Below are 24414 nucleotides of genomic sequence, written 5' to 3'. Positions count from 1 at the left end.
CTTATTTCAGGAAGTAGATCATGCCGAACAGTGCGATCCAGACGATGTCGACGAAGTGCCAGTAGTAGGACACCACGATCGCCGAGGTCGCCTGGGCGGGCGTGAAGCGCCCCATGGTCGTACGGATCATGTAGAAGATGAACGCGATCAGACCGCCGGTCACGTGCAGGCCGTGGAAGCCGGTCGTCAGGTAGAACATCGTGCTGTATCCGTCGAGGTCGAGCGGCATGCCCTCGGCGACGAGGTTGCGGTACTCGTTCGCCTGGCCGAGCACGAAGACCAGGCCCATCACGAAGGTGATGGCGAACCAGCGGCGCACGCCGTAGACGTCGCCCTTCTCCGCGGCGAAGACACCCATCTGGCAGGTGACCGAGGACGCCACCAGGATGATGGTGAAGACCAGCGCGTAGGGGACGTTCAGGTTCGCCGTGTGATGCTCCCACAACTCGGGCGCGTGCGCCCGGATCGAGAAGTACGCGGCGAAGAGCGCCGCGAAGAACATCAGTTCGCTGGATAGCCAAACGATCGTGCCGACGCTGACCATGTTGGGACGGGTCAGCGAATGGATTCGGCTCTTGTCGATGGTGGCTTGGGCCGCTGTCACGCGGTCATTATTACCGTTGATCGTCGACGCTGTGTAGAGGGGTGCGTAATCCGCGCGTGTCTCATGTGTCCGATGCCTGTTGAGCAGCGACAACGGTCGATACGTGTTCGGGTGGTGACCCGCCCGGCCCGATTCCCTCCTGGGTCCCGGACGCCGGTCGGGCGGCGAGTACGATCCGCAGTGTGCCGTCACGGCGCACGGGCCCGCCACCCGGCGGGCGCGCGAACAGCTACCGCGGAGTCAGCATGAGCACCGAGTACACCGTCCTTCTGTACAGCCACAACCCGGCGGTGCGCAAGGCAATGCGCTCGGCCATCGGCGACAACCCCGCCGCCGACGTCCACATTGAGTACGTCGAGTCGGCCGACTACGCCGAGACCGTGCGGGTCATCGACGACTATGAGGTCGATCTCATGCTCCTCGACGGTGAGGCCCAGCCCGCCGGTGGTCTCGGTGTCGCCCGTCAGCTGCGCGACGAGCTCGAAGACCCGCCGACCTCCTGCGTCGTGCTGGCCCGTTCCGCCGACGAGTGGCTGGGCGCCTGGTCGCGTGCCGACGCCACCCTCACGCACCCGCTCGACCCGGTGACCACCGCCGAGTCGGTCGTGGCCCTGCTCAAGAAGCGCCGTTCCCCCGCCAACTCCCGATAGACCCGGAGGCCCATCATGGGCGCGCGTACCTGGCCGCACCTCCTGTCCACCGTGCTGTCCGGCACGCACCTGTCCGCCGAGGACACGGCGTGGGCGATGGGCGAGATCATGGCCGGTGAGGCCACCCCCGCGCAGGTGGCGGGCTTCGCCGTGGCGCTGCGGGCGAAGGGGGTGACACCGGAGGAGGTCGCCGGCCTGGTCGAGGCCATGGTCGCGCACGCCGTGCAGCTTCCCGGTGAGCTTCCGGTCGCCGCCGACATCGTCGGCACGGGCGGAGACCAGGCGCACACCGTCAACATCTCGACGATGGCGGCGCTCGTGGTCGCCGGGGGCGGTGTCCCCGTCGTCAAGCACGGCAACCGGGCCGCGTCGTCGAAGTGCGGTTCGGCCGACCTGATCGAGGCGCTCGGCGTCCCGCTCGACCTGTCCCCCGAGGCGGTCGTGCGCTGTGTGCGCGAGGCCGGGATCGGTTTCTGCTTCGCCGCGCGTTTCCACGCCGGGATGCGGCACGCCGCCGCGACCCGCCGGGAGCTGGGCATCCCGACCTTCTTCAACTTCCTCGGCCCGCTGACCAACCCGGCGCGCCCGAAGGTCGGCGCGATCGGCTGCGCCGACGAGACGATGGCCCCCGTGATGGCCGGCGTCATCGCCCGCCGTGGCGGGACGGCCCTCGTCCTGCGTGGTGTCGACGGTCTCGACGAGTTCACCACGACCTCGCCGACGCAGGTCTGGCTCGCCCATCGCGGTGAGGTGACCTTCAGCGTCATCGACGCCGTCGACCTGGGCCTGCCGCGCGTGGAGCCGGTGGCCCTGCGCGGGGACGACGCGGCCTTCAACATGAAGGTCACGCACGAACTGCTCGCCGGGCGGACCGGCCCGGTCCGCGACGCCGTCGTGCTCAACGCCGCCGCCGCCTTCGCCGCGCACGAGGGACTGCACTCCACCGACGACGACTGGGCCGCCGACCTGCCGGGCGCGTTGCGCCGGGGCCTGGTCCGGGCGGCGCACGCCATCGACTCCGGCGACACCGAACGCACCCTCGCCCGCTGGGTCGAGGTGGCGGGCGCCTGAGCCGCGGCGGGCGCTGCGTAAGGTAACGCGTCATGGTGAATCGTCGTCGGGCCGGGCTTCTGCGCGGCACCGTCTACCGCGTCTTCTACCGGCTGCCGCGGCGCATGCAGCGCTTCCTGGCCAGGCGCATCTCCCCCAAGTACATCCTCGGCGCGGTGATCCTGCTGCACGACCACGACGGCTCCCGCCTGCTCCTGCTGCGCCAGCCCCCCGGCCACGGATGGGGCCTGCCCGCGGGCCTGATCGACCGGGGCGAGTACCCGATCGACGCGGCCGTGCGGGAACTCGCCGAGGAGACCGGCGTGCGTTTGGCGGGCGGTACCGAGCTGGTGCCGGCGTCGCCGAACGCGGTGGTGCACACCAGCGGCCGCTGGGTGGACGTCGTGTTCACCGCGAACGTCGACCCGGACACCACCGAGCTGACCATCGACGGCGCCGAGGTTCTCGACATCGAGTGGCACGACCTGGCGAATCTGCCGCCGCTGACCCCGGCCAGCGCGAAGCTGTTGTCGCACTACGGGATCGGGCCCTACGCCGAGAGCCTCGGGGAGCCCGTCAGTGACTAGTGCACCGGAGCGCTTGTGCGCCGTCGTCCTCGCCGCCGGTGAGGGTCGGCGCCTGCGTCCGGTGACCCTGCACACGCCCAAACCGCTGCTGAAGGTCGGCGGGGTCTCCCTGCTCGACCGCACCTTCGCGAGACTGGCCGCGCTCGGCTTCGCCGGTCCGGACCTGGTCGCGGTCAACGCCTGCCATCTCGCCGACCAGATCGTCGCCGCCGTCGGCGACCGCGCCCGGCTCTCCGTCGAGGACCCGCCCCCGCTGGGCACCTCCGGCGGGGTGGCGCGGCTCAAGGACTGGATCGGCGGGCGCGACGTGCTCGTCTGCAACGCCGACGCCTACCTCGACGGCGGCGCCGAACCCTACCGGCGCCTCCTCGACGGCTGGGATCGCCGGGAGGTACGGCTGCTGGGGGTCGTCGCCCCCGAAGAACCGCACCTGTTCAGCGGCCACGCGTTCGCCGGGGCGTCCCTGCTGCCCTGGAACCTGGTGAAGGACCTCGCGCCCGAACCGAGCGAGCTGGTGCGCACGGTGTGGCGCCCGGCCGAACGGAACGGCGCGCTGCGGCCGGTCACCCATGATGGAGTGTTCATCGACTGCGGCACCCCGCAGCGGCTGGCCGCCGCCGACCGGCACGCGGCCTCGATCGAAGGAGCAAAGCTGTGATCACCGCGATCGTCCTCATCGACTGCGCCACCGACGCCATCCCCGAGGTGGCCCAGAAGCTCGCCGAGCTGCCCGGCGTCAGCGAGGTCTACTCCACCGCCGGGCACGTCGACCTCATCGCGATGGTGCGGGTGCGGGAGTTCGAGCAGATCGCCGAGGTCATCGCCGGCGGGATCAGCAAGGTCGAGGGCGTCGCCGACACCGACACCCACATCGCCTTCCGCGCCTACTCCAAGCACGATCTCGAAGAGACCTTCGCGATCGGCTTCGACGCCGAGTGACGCCACCGGCCGGTCAGCAGCTCTGACCGGCCGTCGCGCGTCACGGCGTGTTGCCGCAGACCTTCCAGTCGCCGGACTCGGCGACCAGCCGGACGGTGTCCTGCGCCGCCTCGCCCAGACCGCCGATCTCGACGGTCACCGTCGCCTCGGTCTCGGCGTCGTTGATCTTCTCGTCGACGACCTCCCACTCGAAGTCGGCGACCAGCCCGGCGAGGGCGGCCTGCGCCTCGGCGTCGTCGGGACTCGGCGAGCCACGCTCGGCCTCGCACATGTACCCGCGGGCGCCTTCGAGGTCGGCGTCCTTGAGGGCCTGGAAGTAGTCGTCGACGACGTCGGAGGGACCGTCGGCGTCGAGCACGAAGAAGACCAGCGCGGCGACGCCGAGGGCGACGACCGCCGCCACCACCGCCAGCCCGATGAACGCCCCTTTGCGGCCCGTGGGGGCCTCGGGCCCGTCTTCGGGTACCTCCGCCGGTTCTGTGTCCGGCACGGTCTCATCCGGGTGGTCGGTCACGACGGTCCTCTCAGGTCGGCTGCCGGAACACCATAGCCTCGTGTTCGCGGGGCTCAGCCGCCGCTGCAGATCTTCCAGTCGCCGTCCATCTTCTCCAGCTTGAACTCGGCGTCCCCGGCGAGCAGGGCCGAGGAGCTGGTGATCCGCACCGTCACCGAGGCGCTGTCGCCGACCTCGGACTCGGTCAGGATCTCCCACTCCATGTCGGCGACGGCGTCCTTCCACTCGGTCAGCTCGGCGTCGTCGGTGAAGTCGGCGGGATCCATGTAGGTGTCGCTGTCGATCGAGCAGACGTAGGAGTTCACCTCGGTGAAGTCGGCGTCCTTGGCCGCTTCCAGGTAGGAGTTGACCGTGTCGCCGGGCCCGCCGCCGCTGAGCGCGACGATCATGACGACGAGCAGGATCACGACGAGCAGGGCACCGCCGCCGATGGCGGCGAACAGGCCGACCTTCGACTTCTGCGGCGCCGGGGCGCCGTACATGGGCTGGCCCGGGAGCTGGAAGCCCTGGGTCGGGGGCTGCTGGGCGTAGGGGTCCCCGGCGGGCTGGCCGTAGGGCGCACCGGAGGTGTGACCGTAGGCGTCGGGCTGCTGGGGCGGGTACTGCGGAGCCTGCTGGGCATAGGGGTCCGGAGCGGGCTGCGCGTACGGGTCGGGAGCGGGCTGCCCGTACGGGTCGGGCTGGGCGGGCTGCTGCGCCGGGTCGTAGGGCTGACCCGGCTGAGGGGGGTAGGTCACCTCGGTCCTTCCAAAGGTCTCAGGCGGTCGCCGTGAGCGATCCGCCCGCGGATCCTAGCCCTTCCAAGCTACGTGGCCGCGAGCGCGACGATGCCGCCCAGAACGATGAGCGCACCGGCGATTCTTCGCACGGCCTGGGATTCCCCGAGCAGCAGCCACCCGAACAGCGCGCCGACCACGATGGACAGCTCCCGCGAAGGCGCCACGACCGTCACCGGCGCGTACTTGAACGCGAAGAGAACCAGCAGGTAGGCGAGGGGTTCGAGGATCCCGACGACGAAGACCGGCTTGCGGTGCTCGCGCCAGACCTTGCGTATCTCGTTGATGCGGGGCAGCGCGTAGGGCGCCAGCGCGAGGGTGCGCGTCAGGCCGGTACCCCACTGCATGATGAGCGGGATGATGGCCAGCTGGCTGACGGCGTAGCTGTCCCAGACGGTGTAGGCGGCGATCATCACACCACTGCCGACACCGTAGAGGACGCCCGTCATGGCCGTCATCCGCTCGCCGCCGGCGCTGCCCAGGCCGATGACCAGGATCCCGCAGACCACGACGCCGGTGCCGAGCAGCGCGATGACGCTCGGGCGTTCCTGGAGGAACACCACGGCCACGATGACCGACAGCAGGGGTCCCGTCCCACGTGCGAGCGGGTACACCACGGAGAGATCTCCCTTGGCGTACCCGCGCTGCAAGAACAGGATGTAGCTGAGATGTAAAAGGCCGCTGACACCTACTCCGAGCAGGAGCTTGAGGCTCCAGTCGGGTTTGACCGCGAGCGCGACGCCGGCGACGACCGGGAAGTAGAGAACGGTCGAAGCTGCGCACGCCAGCCAGACGAAGACGGGGCCTCCCGTGGAGGCTCGCTTCGCGTACAGGTTCCAACTGGCGTGTGCGATCGCCGCGCACACGACCAGCCCGATAGCGAGGGGGGACATCGGGGTGGAGGGGTCCGTCGGCTATTCGGGACCGAGTCGGCGGGTACCGGTGTAGTACTCGAAGAGCAGCCCGCCGACGGTCACCAGCACCGAGATGAGACCGACCGCGATCAGCCAGGGGTACCAGAAGACGACGCCGACACCGGCGATCGTCGCGGTGAGCGCGATGCCGAAGGGCCAGTAGCTGCCCGGGCTGAAGAAGCCGACCTCACCGGCGCCGTCGGCCATCTCGCCGTCGGCGCGGTCCTCGGGCCGCGGGTCGATGCGCCGGGCCACGAAGGAGAAGTACAGGCCGCACATCGCGATCAGGCAGGCCGAGAGGATCAGGGCGACGGTGCCGACCCATTCGATCTTCCCGTCCTCGACCTTCGCCCACCAGATGTAGCCGCCGGCGAAGACCAGCAGGGTCACCCAGATGACGTGGAAGATGTTCGCTTCGGTTTTCATCTCGACGACTCCCTTAGCCCTGCTCGGCCTGGCGGTCTGTGTCGAACGGCTTGGTGGTGACGGCGTAGGGCTCCTGACCGATCGCGGACAGCGCGTCCTGCGTGGTCGCGCCCTCGACGCGCAGCTGGAGGTAGGTGTTGTAGTCGGCGAGCGGAACCGCGCGGACCTCGAAGTTCATCATCGAGTGGTACGTCCCGCACAGTTCGGCGCAGCGGCCGACGTAGGCACCCGGCTCGTTGATGGTGACCTGGAACTGGTTGGTCACACCGGGGATGACGTCGCGCTTGAAGAGCAGGTCGGGCACCCAGAAGGAGTGGATGACGTCCTGGCTGTCCTCAAGGAAGCGGATGTTCTGGCCGGTCGGGACCACGAGGATCGGGATGACGTTGCTGTCACCGGTGGTCTTGACGTCGTCGACGTCGTTGGCGTTCGGGTCGGAGCCGGTCGAGGGGTACTGGAACTGCCAGTTCCACTTGAACGCCGTGACCTGAATGGTCTGGTCGGGGTTCTCGTCGACCTTGGTGACGTTGCTCTGGATGATCGCGGTGTAGTAGAAGAGGACCGCGATGACGATGAACGGCGTGACCGTGAACAACAGCTCCATCGGGAGGTTGTAGCGGGTCTGCGGGGGAAGGTCCTCGCCCTTCTTCCGGTAGCGGATGACGCACCAGAAGATGAGACCCCACACGAAGACGCCGACCGCGAGGGCGGCGATCGCCGAGTAGATCCACATGTCGAACATCTGCTCCGACTGCGGACTCGGCTTCGTACGTGGCCAGCCGAAGTAGAAGGCGTCCTCGACCGAGCAGCCCGCCAGGACCGTGGTGAGGACCGCGCCGACGACGCTGAGACCGATCAGCCGGCTGACTCGCCGGGAAGCTGCGGACGATGGGCTCGCGGCCACCTGCTCCTGCCTTCCTATTTCGATCCTCTCCCACCACTGTGGCGGGGCGACACGGTGCGGCGAAGAATCGTCAACCGGTACTTCGGTCCTTGGGCACCAACGACGGCAGACTACTGGACTAAATGGCCCCGCCGCATCACGGGGTGGAATATTGTCGTCCGTGTCCTCGACCTATTTCGACGCCGCGAGCGCGTTTCCGCTGCACCCCGCCGCGTCCCAGGCACTGGCCGCGGCGCTGGCCGACGGCTGGGCGGATCCGTCCAAGTTGTACGGCGCGGCGCGTCGTGCCAGGCAGCTGCTCGACGCCTCGCGGGAGGCCGTCGCGGCGGTGATCGGCGCGCGTCCCGACGAGGTGTCGTTCACCGCGAACGGGACGCAGGCGGTGCACGCCGCGGTCCTCGGCGGCCTGCGGGGGCGGTCGCGGGCCGGGAACGTGTTCGTGCACTCCGCGATCGAGCATTCGGCCGTCCTGCACGCCGCCGAACTGCACGAACGCGACGGCGGGCGGGCGGTGCCGGTCGGTGTCGACCGCGCCGGGCGTGTCGACGTCGACGCCTTCGACGAGGCGGTGGCGGCGCCGGGTGTGGCGCTCGCGGCGCTGATCAGCGCCAGTCACGAGGCCGGGACGGTGCAGCCGGTGGGCGCGGTGGCCGCGCTGTGCGAGGAGGCCGGTGTCCCGCTGTTCGTCGACGCCGCGCAGAGCGCGATGTGGCCGGGCGGGATCGAGCCGGGCTGGTCGCTGCTGTCGTTGAGCGCGCGCAAATGGGGCGGTCCCCCCGGGGTGGGGGTGCTGGCCGTGCGGCACGGGACGCGGTGGGAGACGCCGTGGCCGTCGGACGCCAACGAGGCCGGGCGTGTCCCGGGCGCGGTGAACCTGCCCAGCGTGGTCGCCTCGGCGGCGGCCCTGCGGGCGGCGGCGGCCGAGGCCGCCGAGCTGGAGGCCCGGCTGCGGGCACTGACCGCGCTGGTGCGCGAGCGGGTGCCGCTGCTGGTGCCGGACGTGGAGGTCGTCGGCGATCCCGATGAACGGCTTCCCCACCTGGTGACGTTCTCGTGTCTCTATGTGGACGGTGAGGCGATCCTGTCGGCCCTCGACCGGGAGGGCTTCGCGGTCTCCTCGGGTTCGTCGTGCACGTCGTCGACGCTGCGACCGTCCCACGTACTGGAGGCGATGGGTGTGCTTTCTCACGGAAACGTGCGGCTGTCGCTGCACCGCGACGTCGCCGCCGAGGACGTCGAGCGTTTCCTGGAGGTGCTTCCGCCGCTGGTCGCGCGCCTGCGGGAGGAGTCGGGAGTGACCGGCCTGTGAGGGCCGGCCGGTCAGGACCCGGGCACTGGCCCTGACCGGCGACACCTCGACCGGGTCGGTCCGTCATCACCTCCCCGGCGATCCGCGGAGCCGGCCCCGGTTCGGGGTCCCGCCGTGTGGCATCGCCGCGGACCGGACGTCCGTGCGGCGTCCGGCCCGGGCCGAGACCTCCCGGCTCCGTGGTCGTGAGGGGAACGGTAAAGGCGAGCGCTTTTTCGGGGCTTTATGGCTGGTCCCGGTGAGGTGCCGGGTGCGAGATCACTCACGGGACGCCACGCCGCGGCCCGGCGGAGGCCGACGATGGCGGGCCCCGCCGTGCTCTTCGTTCGCCGGTGAGCGGGCGGCGGCGACGCACGCTTCCGCATGACGGCGAAAAACGGCGAGTTCGCAGGTCATGGAAGCGACGAAACGGCGACGGCGGCGGTCATGACGCCGTCAGGAGGGCGCGGGTCTCGGCGATGCGCGGGTCGTCGGGTGGCAACAGCTCGATGAGGCGTTCGACGGCAGCGGCGGCCTCGTCGGTGACGCCGAGACCGACCAGGCACTTCACGAGGACGTACTGAAGTTTGGCCTGCACGTAGCCGGCGCCCAGCTCCTGCGCGAGGTCGAGCCCTTCGCGGAGGACGTCGCGCGATGCGGCGAAGTCGCCGGAAGCGTGCAGGGCCGAGCCCTTGACGTGGACGATCCCCAGGAAGAGCGCGGGATACGGCGTGGCTCGAAGCTCCTCGATCGCCTCGTCGCAGCGCCGCACGGCCTCGGCGTGGTCGCCGAGCAGGAGCAGGTTCGAGGCGATGAAGACCTGGCAGTACAGCCGGTCGACGGAGAGTCCGAGCGCGATGTAGGCGCTCAGGGCGCGTTCGAGGATCGCGATCGCCCGGCGATGGTCGCCCGAGCGCTGGTACACGACGCCGAGTGCCCCCCTGGCGCGCGCGGCACCGGCCGTGTCGTCTCCCAACTCGAACTCGGCGATGGCCCGTTCATAGAGATCGTGCGCCTCGTCCTGGTCCTTCTCCACGACGATGGCGGTCAGTGAGAGGAGCGTCCAGCCCCGCTGCGCGTGCACCGACGGGTCGGGCGGAAGTTCGTCGAGGCGGGCCAATGCCCAGCGCAGCGCCGCGATCGCGATGCGCTCGTTTCCGCCGCCGAGACGCACGGCCTTCGCGAGTTCGACCGCGACGGCGGCGGCGCGCAGCGGGTCGCCCACGTCGAGGAAGGCGCGCCGGGCCGGCCTTGCCAGGCGCAGCGCCTCGGCACGGCGGCTTTCCGCGGTCAGGATCTTCAGCTCAAGGTAGTCGAGGCCCGCCTCGGCGTGCGGGTCGGCGAACGGGCGCATCGCGGCGACGGCACCGTGGATCCGCCGCATGGTGTCGATGTGGAAGCCCTGCTCCAGGAAGGTCACGGGTGCGAGGGCGAGCCGCCAGGCCAGGTCGGGGTACGCGGTGGCGGCCGTGACGGCGGCGGAGAGGACCTCGTGTTCCCGGGCGAACCAGGCTCGGGGCGCCGAGCGCACGGTGTCCAGCGCCGCCGGTTCGGGGGCCGTGAACCCTCGCGGGGGTATCGGTGGGACGTGGATGCGCGTACGAAGCGCCTCCGAGGCGGTGTGGGTGAGGCCGAGCAGGGCCTCGAAGCCCTGGGCGAGCCCCGCGTGGTCGGGGTCGGTCGCCTCGCCTCGGGCGAAGACGCGCACGAGGTCGTGCAGGGTCACGCGGGTCTCGGAGCCCGGGTTCTCAGTGAGGCGGATGAGCTGGGCTTCGGCGAGTTCGGCGGCCAGTGGTGCGGCCTCGGCGGAGGGCGTGTTCACGGCCGCGGCGGCGAGCCAGAGGCCGATGTCCGTCGCGGGCAGCAGGGCCACGGCGCGGAGCATGGCGGCGGCCGGTTCGCTGAGGCGCCGGTAGCCGACGTCGACGCAGGAGCGGACGCGCAGGTCACCGTCGCTGAGGGCGTCGAGGCGCCGCTGCTCGTCGGTGAGGCGGGCGATGATGCGGTCGAGGTGGAAGCCGCGGCGGGCGATGCGGGCGCCGACGATGCGCAGGGCGAGAGGCAGACCGCCGGCGAGAGCGGCGAGCCGGTGCAGGCGTTCGCGGTCGTGGCCGGAGGATCCGCGCGACAGGCGGGTGAGGAGCTCGACGGAGTCGTCTTCGGTGAGGGCGTCGAGACGGACGGCGACGGCGGGGTCGAGGCGGGACAGGTCGGCCCGGGCGGTGACGACGACCGCCGAGCCCGCGGTGTCCGGCAGGAGCGGCCGGACCTGTTCGGCGTCGAAGGCGTTGTCGCAGACGATGAGTACGCGCCGCTCGGACAGCAGGCGGCGGTAGAGGGTGATGCGGGCGGTGCCGTCGGTGGGAACGGCGTCGTCGGGCACGCCCAGGGATCGCAGGAACACCGCGAGGACGGCGTGCGGGTCGCGGGGCTCGGGTTCGGCGCCGCGCAGGTCGGCGAAGAGGCAGCCGTCGGGGAATCGCCACGACGCGGCGTGGGCGGCGTGAACGGCCAGTGCGGTCTTGCCGACGCCGCCGAGGCCGACGACGGTGAGGACCGCTCCTGCGCCGTCGGCGGCGTCTTTGAGACCGTCGGCGAGCGCGGCGAGTTCTCCGGGCCGTCCGACGAAGTCGCGGATGTGCGCGGGCAGTTCGCGCGGCCGCACCGCCGGTGCCGGCGGTGGTCCGGCGATCCAGGTGTGGAGCCGGTCGAGGGCCGGTGCGAGCTCGCCTTCGGGGTCGAGGTCGCGAAGTTCGGGGCCGGGGTCGATGCCGAGGGCCTCGACGATGGCCGCGCAGGCGCGTTCGTGTTCCTTGCGGGCCCGGGCGCGGTCTCCGGACAGGGCGTGGGCGAGGACGAGGAGGTGGAGGACGCGTTCGCGCAGCGGGCGTTCGGTGAGCAGGCCGGGGGCGTCGGTGAGGACGGGTGCGGGGTCTCCGGCGAGGAGGTCGGCGACCATGCGCTGTTCGAGGGCGGAGAGGCGTTCCTCCTCGATGCCGTTGACGACGGCGGTGCCGGCCAGGTCCGGGCAGGCCGGTCCGCGCCAGAGGGCGAGGGCGGTCTGGAAGGCCGCGCGGGCGGCGTTCCAGTCCCCCGCGTGCGCGGCCGTTTCGCCGGTGGCCACTCCGGCGCGGAAGTCGGTCAGGTCGGCGGCGAGGCCGTCGAGGACGTAGCCGCCACCTTCGCGGCGGAGGGTGGCGTGGGCGTCGAGTCCGGCTTCGGTGAGGGCGGTCCGGACGCGGTGGACGGCGATCTGGAGCTGGTTGGCGGCCGTCTTGGGTGGTTCGGCGCCCCACACGAGGTCGATGAGGCGGTCGGTGGAGGCGACGTCGCCGGGGGTCAGCGCGAGGGCGGTGACGAGGGCGCGGCTGCGCAGGCCGCCGAGGTCGACGTCGCGGCCGTCCACCAGCAGCTCGACCGGGCCCAGGACGCGCAGGCGGGCGGGGGCGTTGGCGGGCATGCGGCTCCTTCGGCCAGGCTGATCGGCGGAAGGAACGAGCATAGGCGGAAGCGGGCCTTGGTGGAACCGTTCCCAGTGAGGGCTTTTCGATGGAAAGGCCGGAGCCCCCCTGTGGCGGGCTCCGGCCTCGTTCCGGTCGGTCGTGCGATCACTCGACGGCGTGCACCACGTCACGGGGAGCGGCGTAGTGGCAGGCGTTGGGGTGGGGTGCGCCCTGACGGATCTGCAGGAGCGGTTCCTCGGATGCGCACTTGTCGGTGGCCTTCCAGCAGCGCGTCCGGAACCGGCAGCCCGAGGGCGGGTTCGCCGGCGACGGGACGTCGCCTTCCAGGACGATCTCGTCGCGGTGACCGCGAAGAGTCGGATCCGGCACCGGCACCGCCGACAACAGTGCCTGCGTGTACGGGTGCATCGGGGACTCGTAGATCTCGTCCTCGGTGCCCAGCTCGGCGACCTTGCCCAGGTACATCACCGCGACACGGTCGGCGATGTGCCGGACGACGGACAGGTCGTGCGCGATGAACAGGTACGACAGGCCGAACTCGTCCTGGAGTTGCTCCAGGAGGTTGATGACCTGAGCCTGGATCGACACGTCCAGGGCAGACACCGGCTCGTCGCAGATCAGGATCTCCGGCTTGAGCGCCAAGGCCCGGGCGATCCCGATGCGCTGACGCTGACCACCGGAGAACTGGTGCGGATAACGGTTGATGTGATCCGGATTGAGCCCCACCACGTCCAGAAGATCCTGGACCGCTCTGCGGCGGCCCGAGGTGGGTACCGCGTCGGGGTGGATCACGAAGGGTTCACCGACGATGTCGCCGACGGTCATGCGCGGGTTCAGCGACGTGTACGGGTCCTGGAACACCATCTGCACGTTCCGGCGCAACCGGCGCATCCCCGCGCGACCCAGCCGGGTCACGTCCTCGCCCCGGACCGAGATCGAACCGGAGGTGGACTTCTCCAGCCCGACCAGGAGCTTGGCGAGCGTCGACTTGCCGCAGCCCGATTCGCCGACGACGCCGAGGGTCTCGCCTTTGCGGAGGGTGAGGCTCACCCCGTCGACGGCCTTCACCTGGCCGACCACCGACTTGAAGACGATGCCCTGCCGGATCGGGAAGTGCTTGACGAGATCGGTCACCTCAAGGGCGATCTGTCCGGTGGGGCTAGACATCCTGGATCACCTCCGAGGAGAAGTGGCACGCCGAAGCGCGATCGGCGGCCACCGTCGACAGCGGCGGAACCTGGCTGCGGCACACGTCCTGCGCGTAGGTGCAGCGCGGGGCGAAGGCGCAACCCGGCGGGATGTTCGTCAACGCCGGCGGAAGGCCCTTGATGATCTCCAGCCGCTGGCCCTTGGTGTCCAGTCGCGGAATCGACTTGAGCAGCGCCTTGGTGTACGGATGCGCGGGCCGCGCGAAGATCTCGTGCACCTCCGCCTGCTCCACGATCCGGCCGGCGTACATGACCGAGATCTTGTCGGCCACGTCCGCCACCACGCCCAGGTCGTGGGTGATGAGGATCAGGCCCATGTGCCGTTCGACCTGGATGTCCTTGAGCAGACGCATGATCTGCGCCTGCACCGTCACGTCGAGGGCCGTGGTCGGCTCGTCGGCGATCAGGAGATCCGGATCCAAGGCGAGCGCCATCGCGATCATCACGCGCTGGCGCATGCCACCGGAGAACTGGTGCGGGTACTCCAGGATCCGCTGTTTCGCGGCCGGGATCTTCACCAGGTCGAGGAGTTCGAGGGAACGCGCCATGGCGTCCTTCTTCGACATTCCCCGGTGCTGGCGGAAGAGTTCCGCCAGCTGGTAGCCGACGGTCCACACGGGATTGAGCGCCGACAGCGCGTCCTGGAAGACCATCGCCACGTGGTTGGCCCGGGTGCGCCGCCGGGTGTCCTTCGGGAGTTTCAGCAGGTCGATGCCATGGAACAGCACCCGGCCCTCGGCGATGCGCGCCGGCGGGGTCTCCAGGATGCCCATGATCGCCTGCGAGGTGACCGATTTTCCGCACCCGGACTCGCCGACGATGGCGAGGGTCTCGCCGCGTTCGACGGAGAAGGAGGCCCCGTTGACGGCCTTGGCGACACCGTCGCGGGTGTGGAACTCGACCCGCAGGTCCTCGACCTCCAGCAACGGCCGGTTCAGGTCGAGGTCGGTGAGCACATTCGACTTCGTCTGCACTTTCGCTACGGCCACGGTCACCTCAGCTTCGGGTCGAGGGCGTCACGGATCGCGTCGCCGAGCAGCGCGAAGGAGATCGTGGTGGCCAGCAGGAAGGTGGCGGGCGCGATCAGCAGCAGCGGATGGCCCGAGATCAGCGTGGCGACGTTGTTGGAGATCATGCTGCCCCACGTCACGGCGGGCGGCTTGAGGCCGAGACCGAGGAACGACAGGGTCGCCTCCGCCTCGATGAGCCCGCCGATCATCAGCGGCACGCCGCTCATCATCGGGGCCATGGCGTTGGGGAAGATGTGGCGGAACATCAGGCGGCGGTCGGAGGCGCCGAGCGACCGGGCCGCGTGCACGTAGTCGAGACCGCGCGCCTCGATGAAACTCGCGCGCAGCATCCGCGCGGTGACCGGCCAGCCGAACACCGCCAGCGCCAGGATCGTCGGCCACACCGTGTCCCCGGCGGAGCGCCAGATCGCCAGGATCAGGATCGCGCCGAGCACGAAGGGGATCGCGTTGAAGACGTCGATGACGCGCGAGACGAGGGTGTCCCAGATCCCGCCGTAGTAGCCCGCGATCGCGCCGAGCACGCCGCCGACGACCACGATGAGCACGGTGGTCACCAGACCGACCACGATGGACGGACGGGCGCCGTACATCGTCATCGACCAGTAGTCGCAGCCGAACTGGTCGAAACCGAACCAGTGGCCGGCGCTGGGGCTGCCGAAGAAGCGTTCCAGCCGGCAGTCCTCGGGGTCCTCGGAGGTGAACAGGCCGGGGAAGGCCGCGATGGCGATCATCGCCACGATGATCACCGTCGAGGCGATGACGACGGGCCGCTTGCGCAGCACGTGGAAGGCGTCGCTCCACAGGCTGCGGACCTTGTCCGGCGGCGGTGGGCTGCTGGGCGCCGTGGCCGCGCGGATGAGTTCGGTGGTGTCACTCATAGCGGATCCTCGGGTCGAGTACGGCGTAGAGGAGGTCGACCAGCAGGCTGAACAACAGGAACGTGATGACGAGCATCGTCACGACCGCGATGACGATCGGGGTGTCGTTCTGCCGCACGGCGTTGAACACGAGCTGCCCGACCCCGCGCACGTTCCACAGGCCCTCGGTGATGACGGCGCCGCCGAGCGCGCCGCCGAAGGAGAGGCCGATCAGCGTGATCACCGGGATCAGGGAGTTCCGCAGGGTGTGGGCGAGCATCACGCGGCCGGGTTTGAGCCCTTTCGCCTTCGCCGTGCGGACGAAGTCGGCGCGCAGGTTCTCCAGCATGCTCGTCCGCATGAGGCGGGCGATGCCCGCCGCTCCGATGACCGACAGCGCGACACCCGGGACGAGGATCGTCAACCAGGGATGCTGATCGTCGAAGGAGGGCAGGAAGATTATCGAGAGCGCGTTCTCCTCACCGAGATTCTCGCGCAACCACCCCCCGAACCAGACGCCGGCCACGTACTTCAGGCCGAGGACCACCAGGAAGATGGGGACCGCGCCGAACACGATCGTGCCGAGGCGGATGAAGTAGTCCATGAACTTCTCGCGGCGCATCGCCGCGACCATGCCCAGCCCGATCCCGGCCAGGGCCCAGACGGTCGTGGAGACCGCGAATATCCGCAAGGTGTTCGGGACGCGCTCGGCGACGAGCTCGGTCACCGGACGGAAGCGCAGGTCCTTGCCGAAGTCGCCCTCGGCGTAGCGCTTCATCGTGTCGAAGAAGTTGCCGAAGCAGGGGTTTCCCGGCTGCGTCAGACACGGGTGATCGGTGTGGTAGAGCTCCGAGACGGTCTGCAGCTGCGCCGGGGTCGGCGTGATCTGGGCCCCGAAGAAGGCGTAGGCCGGGTTGCCGTTGATCTGGATCGACAAGGTTGTCAGGTAATGCAGGAGGAACAGTGCCAAGAACAAGGTCAGTACCGCCTGCAGCAGCCGGCGGATGATGTAGCGCCCCACAGATCGCTCCTCTCCAGGGCTGGCCCAATGAGGTGGACCGGCGAAACGGTGGCCGGCGGGGTGTAACTCCGCCGGCCACCGTCGTGTTCAGTCCGGACTGGTCGAGCTGACGCGCGCTGTTACTTGAGCTTCAGCAGACGCAGGTCGGCACCACCGAGGACCGGGTTGATGACCACGCTGTCGAGGTCGAGGCGCTCACCGACCACCGTGGCGGTCGTGCTGTAGAACATCGGGATGCCCGGCATGTCCTCACCGAGGATCTTCTCGGCCTCCTGGTACTTCAGGATGGCCTCGTCCAGGGTCGGCGCGGTGTCGCCGGCCTCCAGAGCCGCCGTGAACTCCGGGTTCTCGTAGCCGGAGCGGTTGTTGGCCGCGCCGCCGCCCCAGACGGGGGTCAGGTAGTTCTCGATGAGGGCGTAGTCGGGGCTCCAGCCGAGACGGTAGGGGCCGTCGACCTCGTGCGCCTGGGTCTTGGCCAGGTAGGCGTTCCACTCGACGAGCTCGTACTCGTAGTCGATGCCGAGGTTCTGCTTGACCTGGTCACCGAAGGCCTTGACCCACTTCTCGTTGGCACCCGAGGCGGCCGTGTTGATCCACAGCTTCAGCTTCTTGCCCTCGGGCCATCCGCCACCGGGCAGCTTCGCCAGGAGCTCCTTGGCCTTGTCCACGTCGAGCTTGCAGTAACCGCAGGTGTCGGCGATCGCGCCGGGGATGATCCCGGGCGGCGAGAAGGAGGTCGCCGGGGTGTAACGGCCCTGGTAGAGGGCTTCGTTGAGCAGGTCACGGTCGACCGCGAGGGACAGCGCCTGGCGGACTTCCTTCTGCTTGTAGAAGTCGTCGTACAGCGGGAAGCCGATGTAGCTCAGCGACGGGGTCGGCACCTCCAGCATGCGGTCGCCGTAGGTTCCCTTGGCGCTCTGGTAGTTCTCCTCCGGGACGGCTTCCATGTCGAGCTGACCGGCCTCGAAGTCGGGGAAGGTCGGCGCGCCGTCGGGGAAGATCTTCCAGGTCAGGGTCTTGTACGCGGGCTTGGTGCCGGCGTAGTCCTCCCAGCGCTCGATCGTCAGCGCGACACCCTTGTCCCAGGTCTTGAGCTGGAACGGGCCGTTGCCGATCGGCTTCTCCTTGCACGCGTCGACCGCGTCGAGGCAGGCCTTGGCCATCGGGAAGAAGACCAGGTAGCCGAGCATGGTCGGGAAGCCGGAGAAGGCCTTCTCAAGCTCGATGTCGATGGTGGTGGCGTCGGTCGCCTTCAGGCCGGTGAGCTCCTTGGCCTTCGGCTCCGGGGCCGTCTTCGGGCCGTCCGGGCCGTCGGGGTCTTCCGACACCATGTCGGCGGCGCCCTTGATGCGGCTGTAGAAGCTGTTGCCGCCCATGGCGTTGGGGCCGTAGGCGCCGTAGTTCCACGCGCGAACGAAGGACTCGGCGTCGACCGCCTCGCCGTTCTGGAACTTCAGACCGGACTTGATCTTGATGGTCCAGTGGATGTTGTCGGTGCTCGTCGGCACGGCCTCGGCGATGACGGGGACCAACTTGCCCGACGTGTCGTAATCGAAGAGACCGTCGTAGACCATGTTGATCAGAGTCGAACTGACGGACTCGGTGCCGTCCGGGGGAAGGGTGTGACCGGGGTCGGTACCCATGGAGAGGGTGATCGTGCCGTCGGTCTTGGACTCGCCCGAGTCGCCGCTGGTGCCACAGGCGCTCAACACGAGCCCCGTCGCGACAGCGAGGGCAATGACACGCGTGGCGCGCATCCTCAGCCTCCTATGTATATGTGGGCACGGATAGCACGCCTCCATGTGGACCACGTGCGTGCCATCACCCTGTCCGAGCCCATTCCAGATTGGAAGAGGTGTTACCGAGCTGATACCGAGGAGCTGCCCGATCGTGGCTTCCCGATCGTTAAGCGCCGTGTCACCGTGGGATCACTAGAGTTGGGGTCGTGGACACACTGGACTGCAGGGGGAAACGATGCCCCCTGCCCGTCATCGACCTCGCGAAACACAGTGGACATGCCGCGCCCGGGACGGTCGTCAGAGTTCTGGCCGACGATCCCGCGGCCGCCCTGGACATCCCGGCGTGGTGCCGGATGCGCGGCAAGGAGTACCTCGGCGAGTCCCTTGTGGACGGGGTCGCGGCCTACGACGTCCGGCTGTAGACGGCGGGAAAAAGAACACGGCGCACGGTGATCGTCACCGTGCGCCGTGCGCGTCGGTCCACTTCGGACCGTGGAGGTTCGGTCAGACGCCGAGGTACCCCGCCGCCTCGGCGGCGCTCGCCGGGCCGTAGGACTCGCCGAGGCGCTTGACGAAGTCCTCGCGGCTGACGGTGTACTCCTGCGTGCCGACGGTCTCCAGGACGAGCGTCGCCATGAGGCTGCCGATCTCGGCGGCCCGGCGCAGCGGAAGACCCCACGACAGGGCCGAGAAGAAGCCGGCGCGGAAGCCGTCGCCGACGCCGGTCGGGTCGTAGGCCTTGATCTCGCGGGCGACGGGGACGTGGATGGGCTCCATGCCCCGGCCGGTGATCTCGACGCCGTCCTTGCCGAGCGTGGTGACGCGGACCGTGACGAAGTCGAGGACCTCGGCGTCGCTCAGGCCCGTCTTGCTCTCCAGGAGTTCCTTCTCGTACTCGTTGGTGAGGAGGAACTCCGCGCCGGTGATGAGCTGACGGACGCCGTCGCCGTCGAGGCGGGCGAGCTGCTGCGAGGGGTCGGCGGCGAAGCGCAGGCCCAGCTCACGGCATTCGGCACTGTGGCGCAGCATCGCGGCGGGGTCGTTGGCGCACACCAGGACCAGGTCGAGCCCGGCCGAGCGCTCGACGATCGGGGCGAGCGCGATGTTGCCGGCCTCGGCCATCGCGCCGGCGTAGAAGGACGCGATCTGGCACATGTCCTCGTCGGTGGTGCAGACGAAGCGTGCGGTGTGGGCGGTGTCGCTGACGTACACCGAGTCGCAGTCGACGCCGTAGGACTTCAGGTGGGCGCGGTATTCGTCGAAGTCCGCGCCGACGGCCCCGACCAGGACCGGGCTGAGTCCGAGCTGGGCCATCCCGTAGCAGATGTTCGCCGCGATGCCTCCGCGTCGCAGCACCAGGTCGTCGACGAGGAAGGACAGGGAGACCTTGTCCAGCTTCTCGGCGATGAGCTGGCCGGAGAACCGGCCGGGGAAGTGCATGAGGTGGTCGGTGGCGATCGAGCCGGTGACGGCGATCTTCATGAAGAGAGGTCCCTGCGAGGTCGATGGACGCCCGGAGCACGAGCCGCCGGGCCGCGAAACAATATAGCGGCCCGCCGGTGGGGACCACGTGAAGCGGTGAGCGTGTCGGCCCGGGGTGTGGGGGACGGCACGGGGTTGGGCGGGGCGTTTGTGCCAGAGTGCCGGACGAACGTGCGAGACAGCCCGCCCGCGTCCGAGAGGCGCGGCGTCGCCGCGACGCGACCTGTGGCCGCGTGAGCCGCGTGAGCCGCGTGAGCCGCCGAGGTGTGGCACGACACTCGGCTTGGCCGCGTCGAGGACCGCCCGCGCCGGCGAGACACCGGCCACGCGCGGAAAGTCCCGCCCCCACGGGCACAGGAAAAGACCCCGCCCTCCCGGGCGGGGTCTCCAAAGCTCTTCCGAACCTCACGTCTCCCCCACGCCCGGCTCGAACCTTCCGGTCCGTTGCCGCACGTGTGGAACCCGTGACGCGGTGCCTAGTGGAACGAGTCTCCGCACGCGCAGGAGCCCTGGGCGTTCGGGTTGTCGATCGTGAAGCCCTGCGCGTCGATGCGGTCGACGAAGTCGATGCTGGCCCCCATGAGGTACGGGACGCTCATGCGGTCCACGACGAGCTCGAAGCCGTCGTAGGCGGTCGTCTGGTCGCCGTCGAGGGAGCGCTCGTCGAAGAACAACTGGTAGCGCAGTCCCGAACAGCCACCCGGCTGGACCGCAACGCGCAGGCGCAGATCGTCGCGCTCTTCCTGCGCGAGGAGGTTCTTGACCTTCTCGGCGGCGTTGTCGGTCAGGCTCGCGCCCGTGGCGACCGTGGCAGCCTCGGCGGCCTCCGGCGTGGTCTCTGTACTAGTCACTTGCTGCTCCCTGTCGACGGTTGCTAGATCCCACCGTAACGAACCACGCCGGGCGTGCCCACATTCCCGCGCCGTTCCGCCGGTCGGGGCCGGATCCGTGTGGGTCATGTCACCGATCCCACTGCGCGGCGAGCCTGGCGGCGAGCGCGCGGAGTCCTTCGGCGGGTTTGGCCATGGCCTCTTCGACGGAGCCGAAGTGGTCGACCAGGGCGTGTGTCTCGGTGACGCCGGCGGAGGCGGCTTCGCGGCGGCCGACGCTGACCTGCCCGGCGACGACGACGCACGGGACACCGCGTTCGGTGGCGGCGGCGGCGACGCCCGACACGAGCTTGCCACGCAGGGACTGGAAGTCGAAGGAGCCCTCACCGGTGATGACGAGGTCGGCGTCGTCGAGGGCGGCGTCGAGGCCGGTGGCGGAGCGGACCAGGTCGACGCCCGATTCGCGGGTGCCGCCGAGCGCGAACAGCGCGGCGCCGATGCCGCCGGCCGCGCCCGCGCCGGGCAGGTCGCGCACGTCCGGGGGACAGCCGGGGACGTCGCGGGCGAGGATCCCGGCGAAGTGTTCGAGGGCCGCGTCGAGGGAGAGCACGTCCTCGCGGCTCGCCCCCTTCTGCGGCCCGAAGACGTTGGAGGCGCCGTGCAGGCCGCACAGCGGGTTGTCGACGTCGGTGGCCGCGACCAGGCGCACCCCGCGCAGGACGGCCGTCCCGTCGAGGCGTTCGCAGGCGGCGAGGGCCGCTCCCCCGTACGGCAGCACGGCCCCGGCCTTGTCGACGGAGACCGCGCCGAGGGCGGCGAGCATCCCGGCGCCGCCGTCGTTGGTCGCCGACCCGCCCAGCCCGACCACGACGGTCCGCGCGCCCGACTCGGCCGCGGCGGCCAGCAGCGCGCCGAGCCCGAAGGAACTCGCGGCGCGGGGGTCGCGTTCGTCCTTCGACAGCAGGTGCAGCCCGCACGCCTGTGCGCTCTCGACGTAGGCGATGTCCCCGACGACGAGGACCTCCCCGGTGACCGGCCGCCCGAGCGGGTCGACGGTCTCGACCGGTACGCGTGTTCCGCCAAGTGCCGTGGCCAGCACTTCCACGAACCCGGGACCCCCGTCGGCGAGGGGCCGGCGGGTGAGCTTGCTCTCAGCGGCGACACCGGCCCATCCCTCGGCGATCGCCTCGGCGACCTGTGGGGCGGACAAGGTACCTGCGAACTTGTCGGGGCAGATCAACACGCGCATGGCCGGAACGCTACAAGTGATCGGACGGTAGCGGCCTGGCGGGCGGAGGCGAGTGGCAGCATTAACGCGGTTGCCTCACCCCTACCCAATGGTGGGGCCCTTGGAGAGGAACGGCGATGACCGAAACCTGGGCCGAGCCCGCCCCGACCGCCACCGCGCTGCTGCTGCTCGGCCGCGGCAGCGACGCGGACTCGGAGAAGGGCGTCGACTGTCCCGGCGAGCTGCCCCCCGCCAGCGACCCCGACCTGGTCGCCCGCGCGAAGGCGGCCAAGGAGAAGCTCGGCTCCTCGGTGTTCATCCTCGGCCACCACTACCAGCGTGACGAGGTCATCCAGTTCGCCGACGTGACCGGCGACTCCTTCAAGCTGGCGCAGCAGGCCGCGGCCCGGCCCGACGCCGAGCACATCGTGTTCTGCGGCGTGCACTTCATGGCCGAATCGGCCGACATCCTCACCAAGGAGCACCAGAAGGTCGTCCTGCCCGACCTGGCGGCCGGCTGCTCGATGGCCGACATGGCCGCGCTGACGCAGGTCGAGAAGGCCTGGGAGCAGTTCACCGACCTGGGCATCGCCGGTGACGTCGTCCCGGTGACCTACATGAACTCCACCGCCGACATCAAGGGCTTCGTCGGCCGCCACGGCGGCGTGGTGTGCACGTCGTCGAACGCCAAACGAGCGCTGGAGTGGGCCTACGCGCGCGGCGAGAAGGTGTTCTTCCTCCCCGACCAGCACCTCGGCCGCAACACCGTGGTGCGCGAGATGGGCTTCAGCCTCGACGACTGCGTCCTCTACAACCCGCACAAGCCCAACGGCGGCCTGAGCGAGCAGGAACTCCGCGACGCCAAGATCATCCTGTGGCGCGGGCACTGCTCCGTGCACGGGCGTTTCACCCTCGACTGCGTCAACGAGGTTAGGGAACGGGTCCCCGGGGTAAACGTCCTCGTGCACCCCGAGTGCAAGCACGAAGTCGTGGAAGCCGCCGACTACGTCGGTTCGACCGAATACATCATCAAAGTCCTCGACGAGGCCCCGGCCGGGTCCTCGTGGGCGGTCGGCACCGAACTGAACCTGGTGAGGCGCGTCGCTGCGGCGCACCCCGACAAGAACATCACGTTCCTCGACCGTACGGTCTGTTACTGCTCCACCATGAACCGCATCGATCTTCCGCACCTCGTCTGGGCGCTCGAAGAGCTGGTCGCGGGCCGCGTCCCCAATCAGATCACTGTGGACGGTGACACGGCACATTACGCCAGGGTGGCGCTCGACCAGATGCTGGCGCTGCCCTAACGGTTCCCAGAGTTGACCGTTATGCTCGCTTGCTGGCGCTGTCGGATGTTTGCCTAAGGAGCCAGTGTTGAGTGAAGACGTCCTCGTAGTCCACGGCGGAACCCCGCTCCGCGGTGAGATCCAGGTCCGCGGCGCGAAGAATCTCGTCTCGAAGGCGATGGTCGCCGCCGTACTCGGCGAGACGGCCTCGACGCTCTACGACGTCCCGGCGATCCGGGACGTCGAGATCGTCACCGGCCTGCTGGAGGCGCACGGCGTCAAGGTGTCCACCGGGCCCGAAGGCGAGCTCGTGATGGACCCGGCGAACGTGACCCGGGCCGCCGTCGACGAGATCAACGTGCACGCCGGATCCAGTCGCATCCCGATCCTGTTCTGTGGCCCCCTGCTGCACCGGCTCGGGCACGCGTTCATCCCCGACCTGGGCGGCTGCAAGATCGGCGACCGCCCCATCGACTTCCACATCCAGGCGCTGCGCGAGTTCGGCGCCGTCGTCGACAAGCGCCCCGACGGGCTGCACCTGTCGGCGCCCAACGGCCTGCGCGGCATCAAGTACGAGCTGGAGTACCCCTCCGTGGGCTCCACCGAGCAGGTGCTGCTCACCGCCGTCCTCGCCGACGGCGTGACCGAACTGCGCAACGCGGCCGTCGAGCCGGAGATCGTCGACCTCATCTGCGTCCTGCAGAAGATGGGCGCGATCATCAAGGTCCACACCGACCGGGTCATCGAGATCCAGGGCGTGGCGAAACTCTCCGGCTACTCGCACCGGCCGATCCCCGACCGGATCGAGGCCGCGAGCTGGGGCGCGGCCGCGCTGGCCACGCACGGCGAGATCTTCGTGCGCGGCGCCAAACAGGCCGACATGATGACCTTCCTCAACGTGTACCGCTCAGTCGGTGGCGCGTTCTCCGTCGACGACTCCCCCATCGGCGGCGGCATCCGCTTCTGGCACCCCGGCGGCGAACTCCAGCCGGTCGCGCTGGAGACCGACGTGCACCCCGGCCTCATGACCGACTGGCAGCAGCCGCTCGTCGTCGCGCTCACGCAGGCGCGCGGGCTGTCGATCGTGCACGAGACCGTCTACGAGCGCCGGTTCGGGTACACGACCGAACTGCGCCAGATGGGCGCCAACATCCAGCTGTACTCGGAGTGCCTCGGCGGGACACCGTGCCGCTGGGGCCGGCGGAACTTCCTGCACTCGGCCGTCATCGCCGGGCCCAGCAAGCTCCACGCCGCCGACCTCCAGATCCCCGACCTGCGAGCCGGATTCAGCCACCTCATCGCCGCCCTCGCCGCCGAAGGCACCTCACGGGTCTACGGCGTCGACAGGTACATCTCGCGAGGGTACGAAGACTTCGACGGGAAACTCGCCGCACTGGGGGCACGCACCGAACGGCCTTGAGCCGTGCCTGTTCGAGCGGCGCGAACGAAACCGCCCGAGGGGCATGGGATCGGGCTCGGCCCGCCGCCGGTGCCGGGTTCCCGGCGCGGCGCCTCGGCGACGTCGGGTTCCCCGATCGCGGGAGCCGCGACGCGTGCTCCCGTTCGCGGGGCCCGTGGCTTGCCGCCCGGCGTGAGTGAGACACGACGCGTGCTCT

24 protein-coding genes are annotated in these 24414 nt (G+C 69.8%); 9 read left to right on the top strand and 15 right to left on the bottom strand.

Going from position 1 to position 24414, the window contains the following annotated elements:
- Window position 1 precedes the first annotated feature (1 nt).
- Complete coding sequence (ctaE, locus tag HNR73_RS13070; protein WP_184787671.1) at window positions 2–604, bottom strand: aa3-type cytochrome oxidase subunit III; 603 nt, start codon at window positions 602–604, stop codon at window positions 2–4.
- A gap of 245 nt (window positions 605–849) precedes the next feature.
- Between ctaE and HNR73_RS13065 the strand changes: the two genes are divergently transcribed.
- The 5 genes from HNR73_RS13065 to HNR73_RS13045 are packed head-to-tail and all read left to right on the top strand — an operon-like array spanning window position 850 to window position 3830.
- Entirely contained in the window at window positions 850–1254 is a 405-nt protein-coding gene (locus HNR73_RS13065) for a hypothetical protein (protein ID WP_184787670.1), read from the top strand.
- Between the two features lie 15 nt (window positions 1255–1269).
- Entirely contained in the window at window positions 1270–2325 is a 1056-nt protein-coding gene (gene trpD / locus HNR73_RS13060) for an anthranilate phosphoribosyltransferase (protein WP_184787669.1), read from the top strand.
- A gap of 32 nt (window positions 2326–2357) precedes the next feature.
- Entirely contained in the window at window positions 2358–2891 is a 534-nt protein-coding gene (locus HNR73_RS13055) for an NUDIX hydrolase (RefSeq protein ID WP_184787668.1), read from the top strand.
- On the top strand, window positions 2884–3549 hold the full coding sequence (locus HNR73_RS13050) for a nucleotidyltransferase family protein (protein WP_184787667.1): 666 nt from the start codon (window positions 2884–2886) through the stop codon (window positions 3547–3549). Before HNR73_RS13055 ends, HNR73_RS13050 begins: the two co-directional genes overlap by 8 nt.
- Complete coding sequence (locus tag HNR73_RS13045; RefSeq protein WP_184787666.1) at window positions 3546–3830, top strand: Lrp/AsnC family transcriptional regulator; 285 nt, start codon at window positions 3546–3548, stop codon at window positions 3828–3830. The genes HNR73_RS13050 and HNR73_RS13045 overlap by 4 nt, the downstream gene beginning before the upstream one ends.
- 40 nt (window positions 3831–3870) lie before the next feature.
- Here HNR73_RS13045 and HNR73_RS13040 read toward each other — a convergent pair whose 3' ends face one another.
- The 5 genes from HNR73_RS13040 to ctaC all read right to left on the bottom strand — a co-directional run bounded on the left by HNR73_RS13040 (window position 3871) and on the right by ctaC (window position 7364).
- Window positions 3871–4344 (bottom strand): Rv0361 family membrane protein, encoded by a 474-nt coding sequence (locus HNR73_RS13040; RefSeq protein WP_184787665.1) that lies wholly within the window; start codon window positions 4342–4344, stop codon window positions 3871–3873.
- 53 nt (window positions 4345–4397) lie between these two features.
- Complete coding sequence (locus HNR73_RS40700) at window positions 4398–5081, bottom strand: Rv0361 family membrane protein (protein ID WP_184787664.1); 684 nt, start codon at window positions 5079–5081, stop codon at window positions 4398–4400.
- Window positions 5082–5149: 68 nt separating this feature from the next.
- Entirely contained in the window at window positions 5150–6013 is an 864-nt protein-coding gene (locus HNR73_RS13030; RefSeq protein ID WP_184787663.1) for a DMT family transporter, read from the bottom strand.
- A gap of 21 nt (window positions 6014–6034) precedes the next feature.
- Window positions 6035–6460, bottom strand: coding sequence for a cytochrome c oxidase subunit 4 (locus HNR73_RS13025; RefSeq protein WP_184787662.1), 426 nt, complete (start codon window positions 6458–6460; stop codon window positions 6035–6037).
- A 13-nt stretch (window positions 6461–6473) separates the two neighbouring features.
- Window positions 6474–7364, bottom strand: a complete 891-nt coding sequence (gene ctaC / locus HNR73_RS13020; protein ID WP_184787661.1) for an aa3-type cytochrome oxidase subunit II — start codon at window positions 7362–7364, stop codon at window positions 6474–6476.
- Between the two features lie 151 nt (window positions 7365–7515).
- On the opposite strand from ctaC, the gene HNR73_RS13015 reads away from it, so the two are divergent.
- Window positions 7516–8673 carry a cysteine desulfurase family protein gene (locus tag HNR73_RS13015; RefSeq protein ID WP_221330881.1) on the top strand — a complete coding sequence of 386 codons (1158 nt, stop codon included), beginning with the start codon at window positions 7516–7518 and terminating at the stop codon, window positions 8671–8673.
- 424 nt (window positions 8674–9097) lie between these two features.
- On the opposite strand, the gene HNR73_RS13010 is transcribed toward HNR73_RS13015, so the two are convergent.
- From HNR73_RS13010 to HNR73_RS12985, 6 genes are all read right to left on the bottom strand, one after another.
- The gene (locus HNR73_RS13010; RefSeq protein ID WP_184787659.1) at window positions 9098–12112 is read right to left on the bottom strand and encodes an AfsR/SARP family transcriptional regulator; all 3015 of its coding nucleotides are present in this window, start codon (window positions 12110–12112) and stop codon (window positions 9098–9100) included.
- A gap of 148 nt (window positions 12113–12260) precedes the next feature.
- A complete protein-coding gene (locus tag HNR73_RS13005; RefSeq protein ID WP_184787658.1) occupies window positions 12261–13283 on the bottom strand; it encodes an ABC transporter ATP-binding protein in 1023 nt (340 codons plus the stop codon).
- Window positions 13276–14298, bottom strand: coding sequence for an ABC transporter ATP-binding protein (locus HNR73_RS13000; protein WP_184787915.1), 1023 nt, complete (start codon window positions 14296–14298; stop codon window positions 13276–13278). Before HNR73_RS13000 ends, HNR73_RS13005 begins: the two co-directional genes overlap by 8 nt.
- A 17-nt stretch (window positions 14299–14315) precedes the next feature.
- Window positions 14316–15233 (bottom strand): ABC transporter permease, encoded by a 918-nt coding sequence (locus HNR73_RS12995; protein WP_184787657.1) that lies wholly within the window; start codon window positions 15231–15233, stop codon window positions 14316–14318.
- Window positions 15226–16233 (bottom strand): ABC transporter permease, encoded by a 1008-nt coding sequence (locus tag HNR73_RS40695; protein ID WP_184787656.1) that lies wholly within the window; start codon window positions 16231–16233, stop codon window positions 15226–15228. Before HNR73_RS40695 ends, HNR73_RS12995 begins: the two co-directional genes overlap by 8 nt.
- Window positions 16234–16352: 119 nt before the next feature.
- Entirely contained in the window at window positions 16353–17990 is a 1638-nt protein-coding gene (locus HNR73_RS12985) for a peptide ABC transporter substrate-binding protein (RefSeq protein ID WP_184787655.1), read from the bottom strand.
- A gap of 188 nt (window positions 17991–18178) precedes the next feature.
- On the opposite strand from HNR73_RS12985, the gene HNR73_RS12980 reads away from it, so the two are divergent.
- Entirely contained in the window at window positions 18179–18394 is a 216-nt protein-coding gene (locus HNR73_RS12980) for a sulfurtransferase TusA family protein (protein WP_184787654.1), read from the top strand.
- Window positions 18395–18476: 82 nt separating this feature from the next.
- On the opposite strand, the gene HNR73_RS12975 is transcribed toward HNR73_RS12980, so the two are convergent.
- The 3 genes from HNR73_RS12975 to HNR73_RS12965 all read right to left on the bottom strand — a co-directional run bounded on the left by HNR73_RS12975 (window position 18477) and on the right by HNR73_RS12965 (window position 21533).
- Window positions 18477–19454, bottom strand: coding sequence for a carbohydrate kinase family protein (locus tag HNR73_RS12975; protein WP_184787653.1), 978 nt, complete (start codon window positions 19452–19454; stop codon window positions 18477–18479).
- Window positions 19455–19930: 476 nt separating this feature from the next.
- Window positions 19931–20305, bottom strand: coding sequence for an iron-sulfur cluster insertion protein ErpA (gene erpA / locus HNR73_RS39725; protein ID WP_373316628.1), 375 nt, complete (start codon window positions 20303–20305; stop codon window positions 19931–19933).
- Window positions 20306–20414: 109 nt separating this feature from the next.
- Window positions 20415–21533 carry a glycerate kinase family protein gene (locus tag HNR73_RS12965; protein WP_184787651.1) on the bottom strand — a complete coding sequence of 373 codons (1119 nt, stop codon included), beginning with the start codon at window positions 21531–21533 and terminating at the stop codon, window positions 20415–20417.
- A 116-nt stretch (window positions 21534–21649) separates the two neighbouring features.
- On the opposite strand from HNR73_RS12965, the gene nadA reads away from it, so the two are divergent.
- Window positions 21650–22819 (top strand): quinolinate synthase NadA, encoded by a 1170-nt coding sequence (gene nadA, locus HNR73_RS12960; protein ID WP_184787650.1) that lies wholly within the window; start codon window positions 21650–21652, stop codon window positions 22817–22819.
- Window positions 22820–22886: 67 nt separating this feature from the next.
- Window positions 22887–24218 carry a UDP-N-acetylglucosamine 1-carboxyvinyltransferase gene (gene murA / locus HNR73_RS12955; protein ID WP_184787649.1) on the top strand — a complete coding sequence of 444 codons (1332 nt, stop codon included), beginning with the start codon at window positions 22887–22889 and terminating at the stop codon, window positions 24216–24218.
- Window positions 24219–24414 lie beyond the last annotated feature (196 nt).

The organism is Phytomonospora endophytica, from assembly GCF_014202425.1.
Lineage (GTDB): Bacteria > Actinomycetota > Actinomycetes > Mycobacteriales > Micromonosporaceae > Phytomonospora > Phytomonospora endophytica.
Note: the sequence above shows the minus strand (reverse complement) of the source record. Positions and strands in the feature narration are given on the sequence as shown.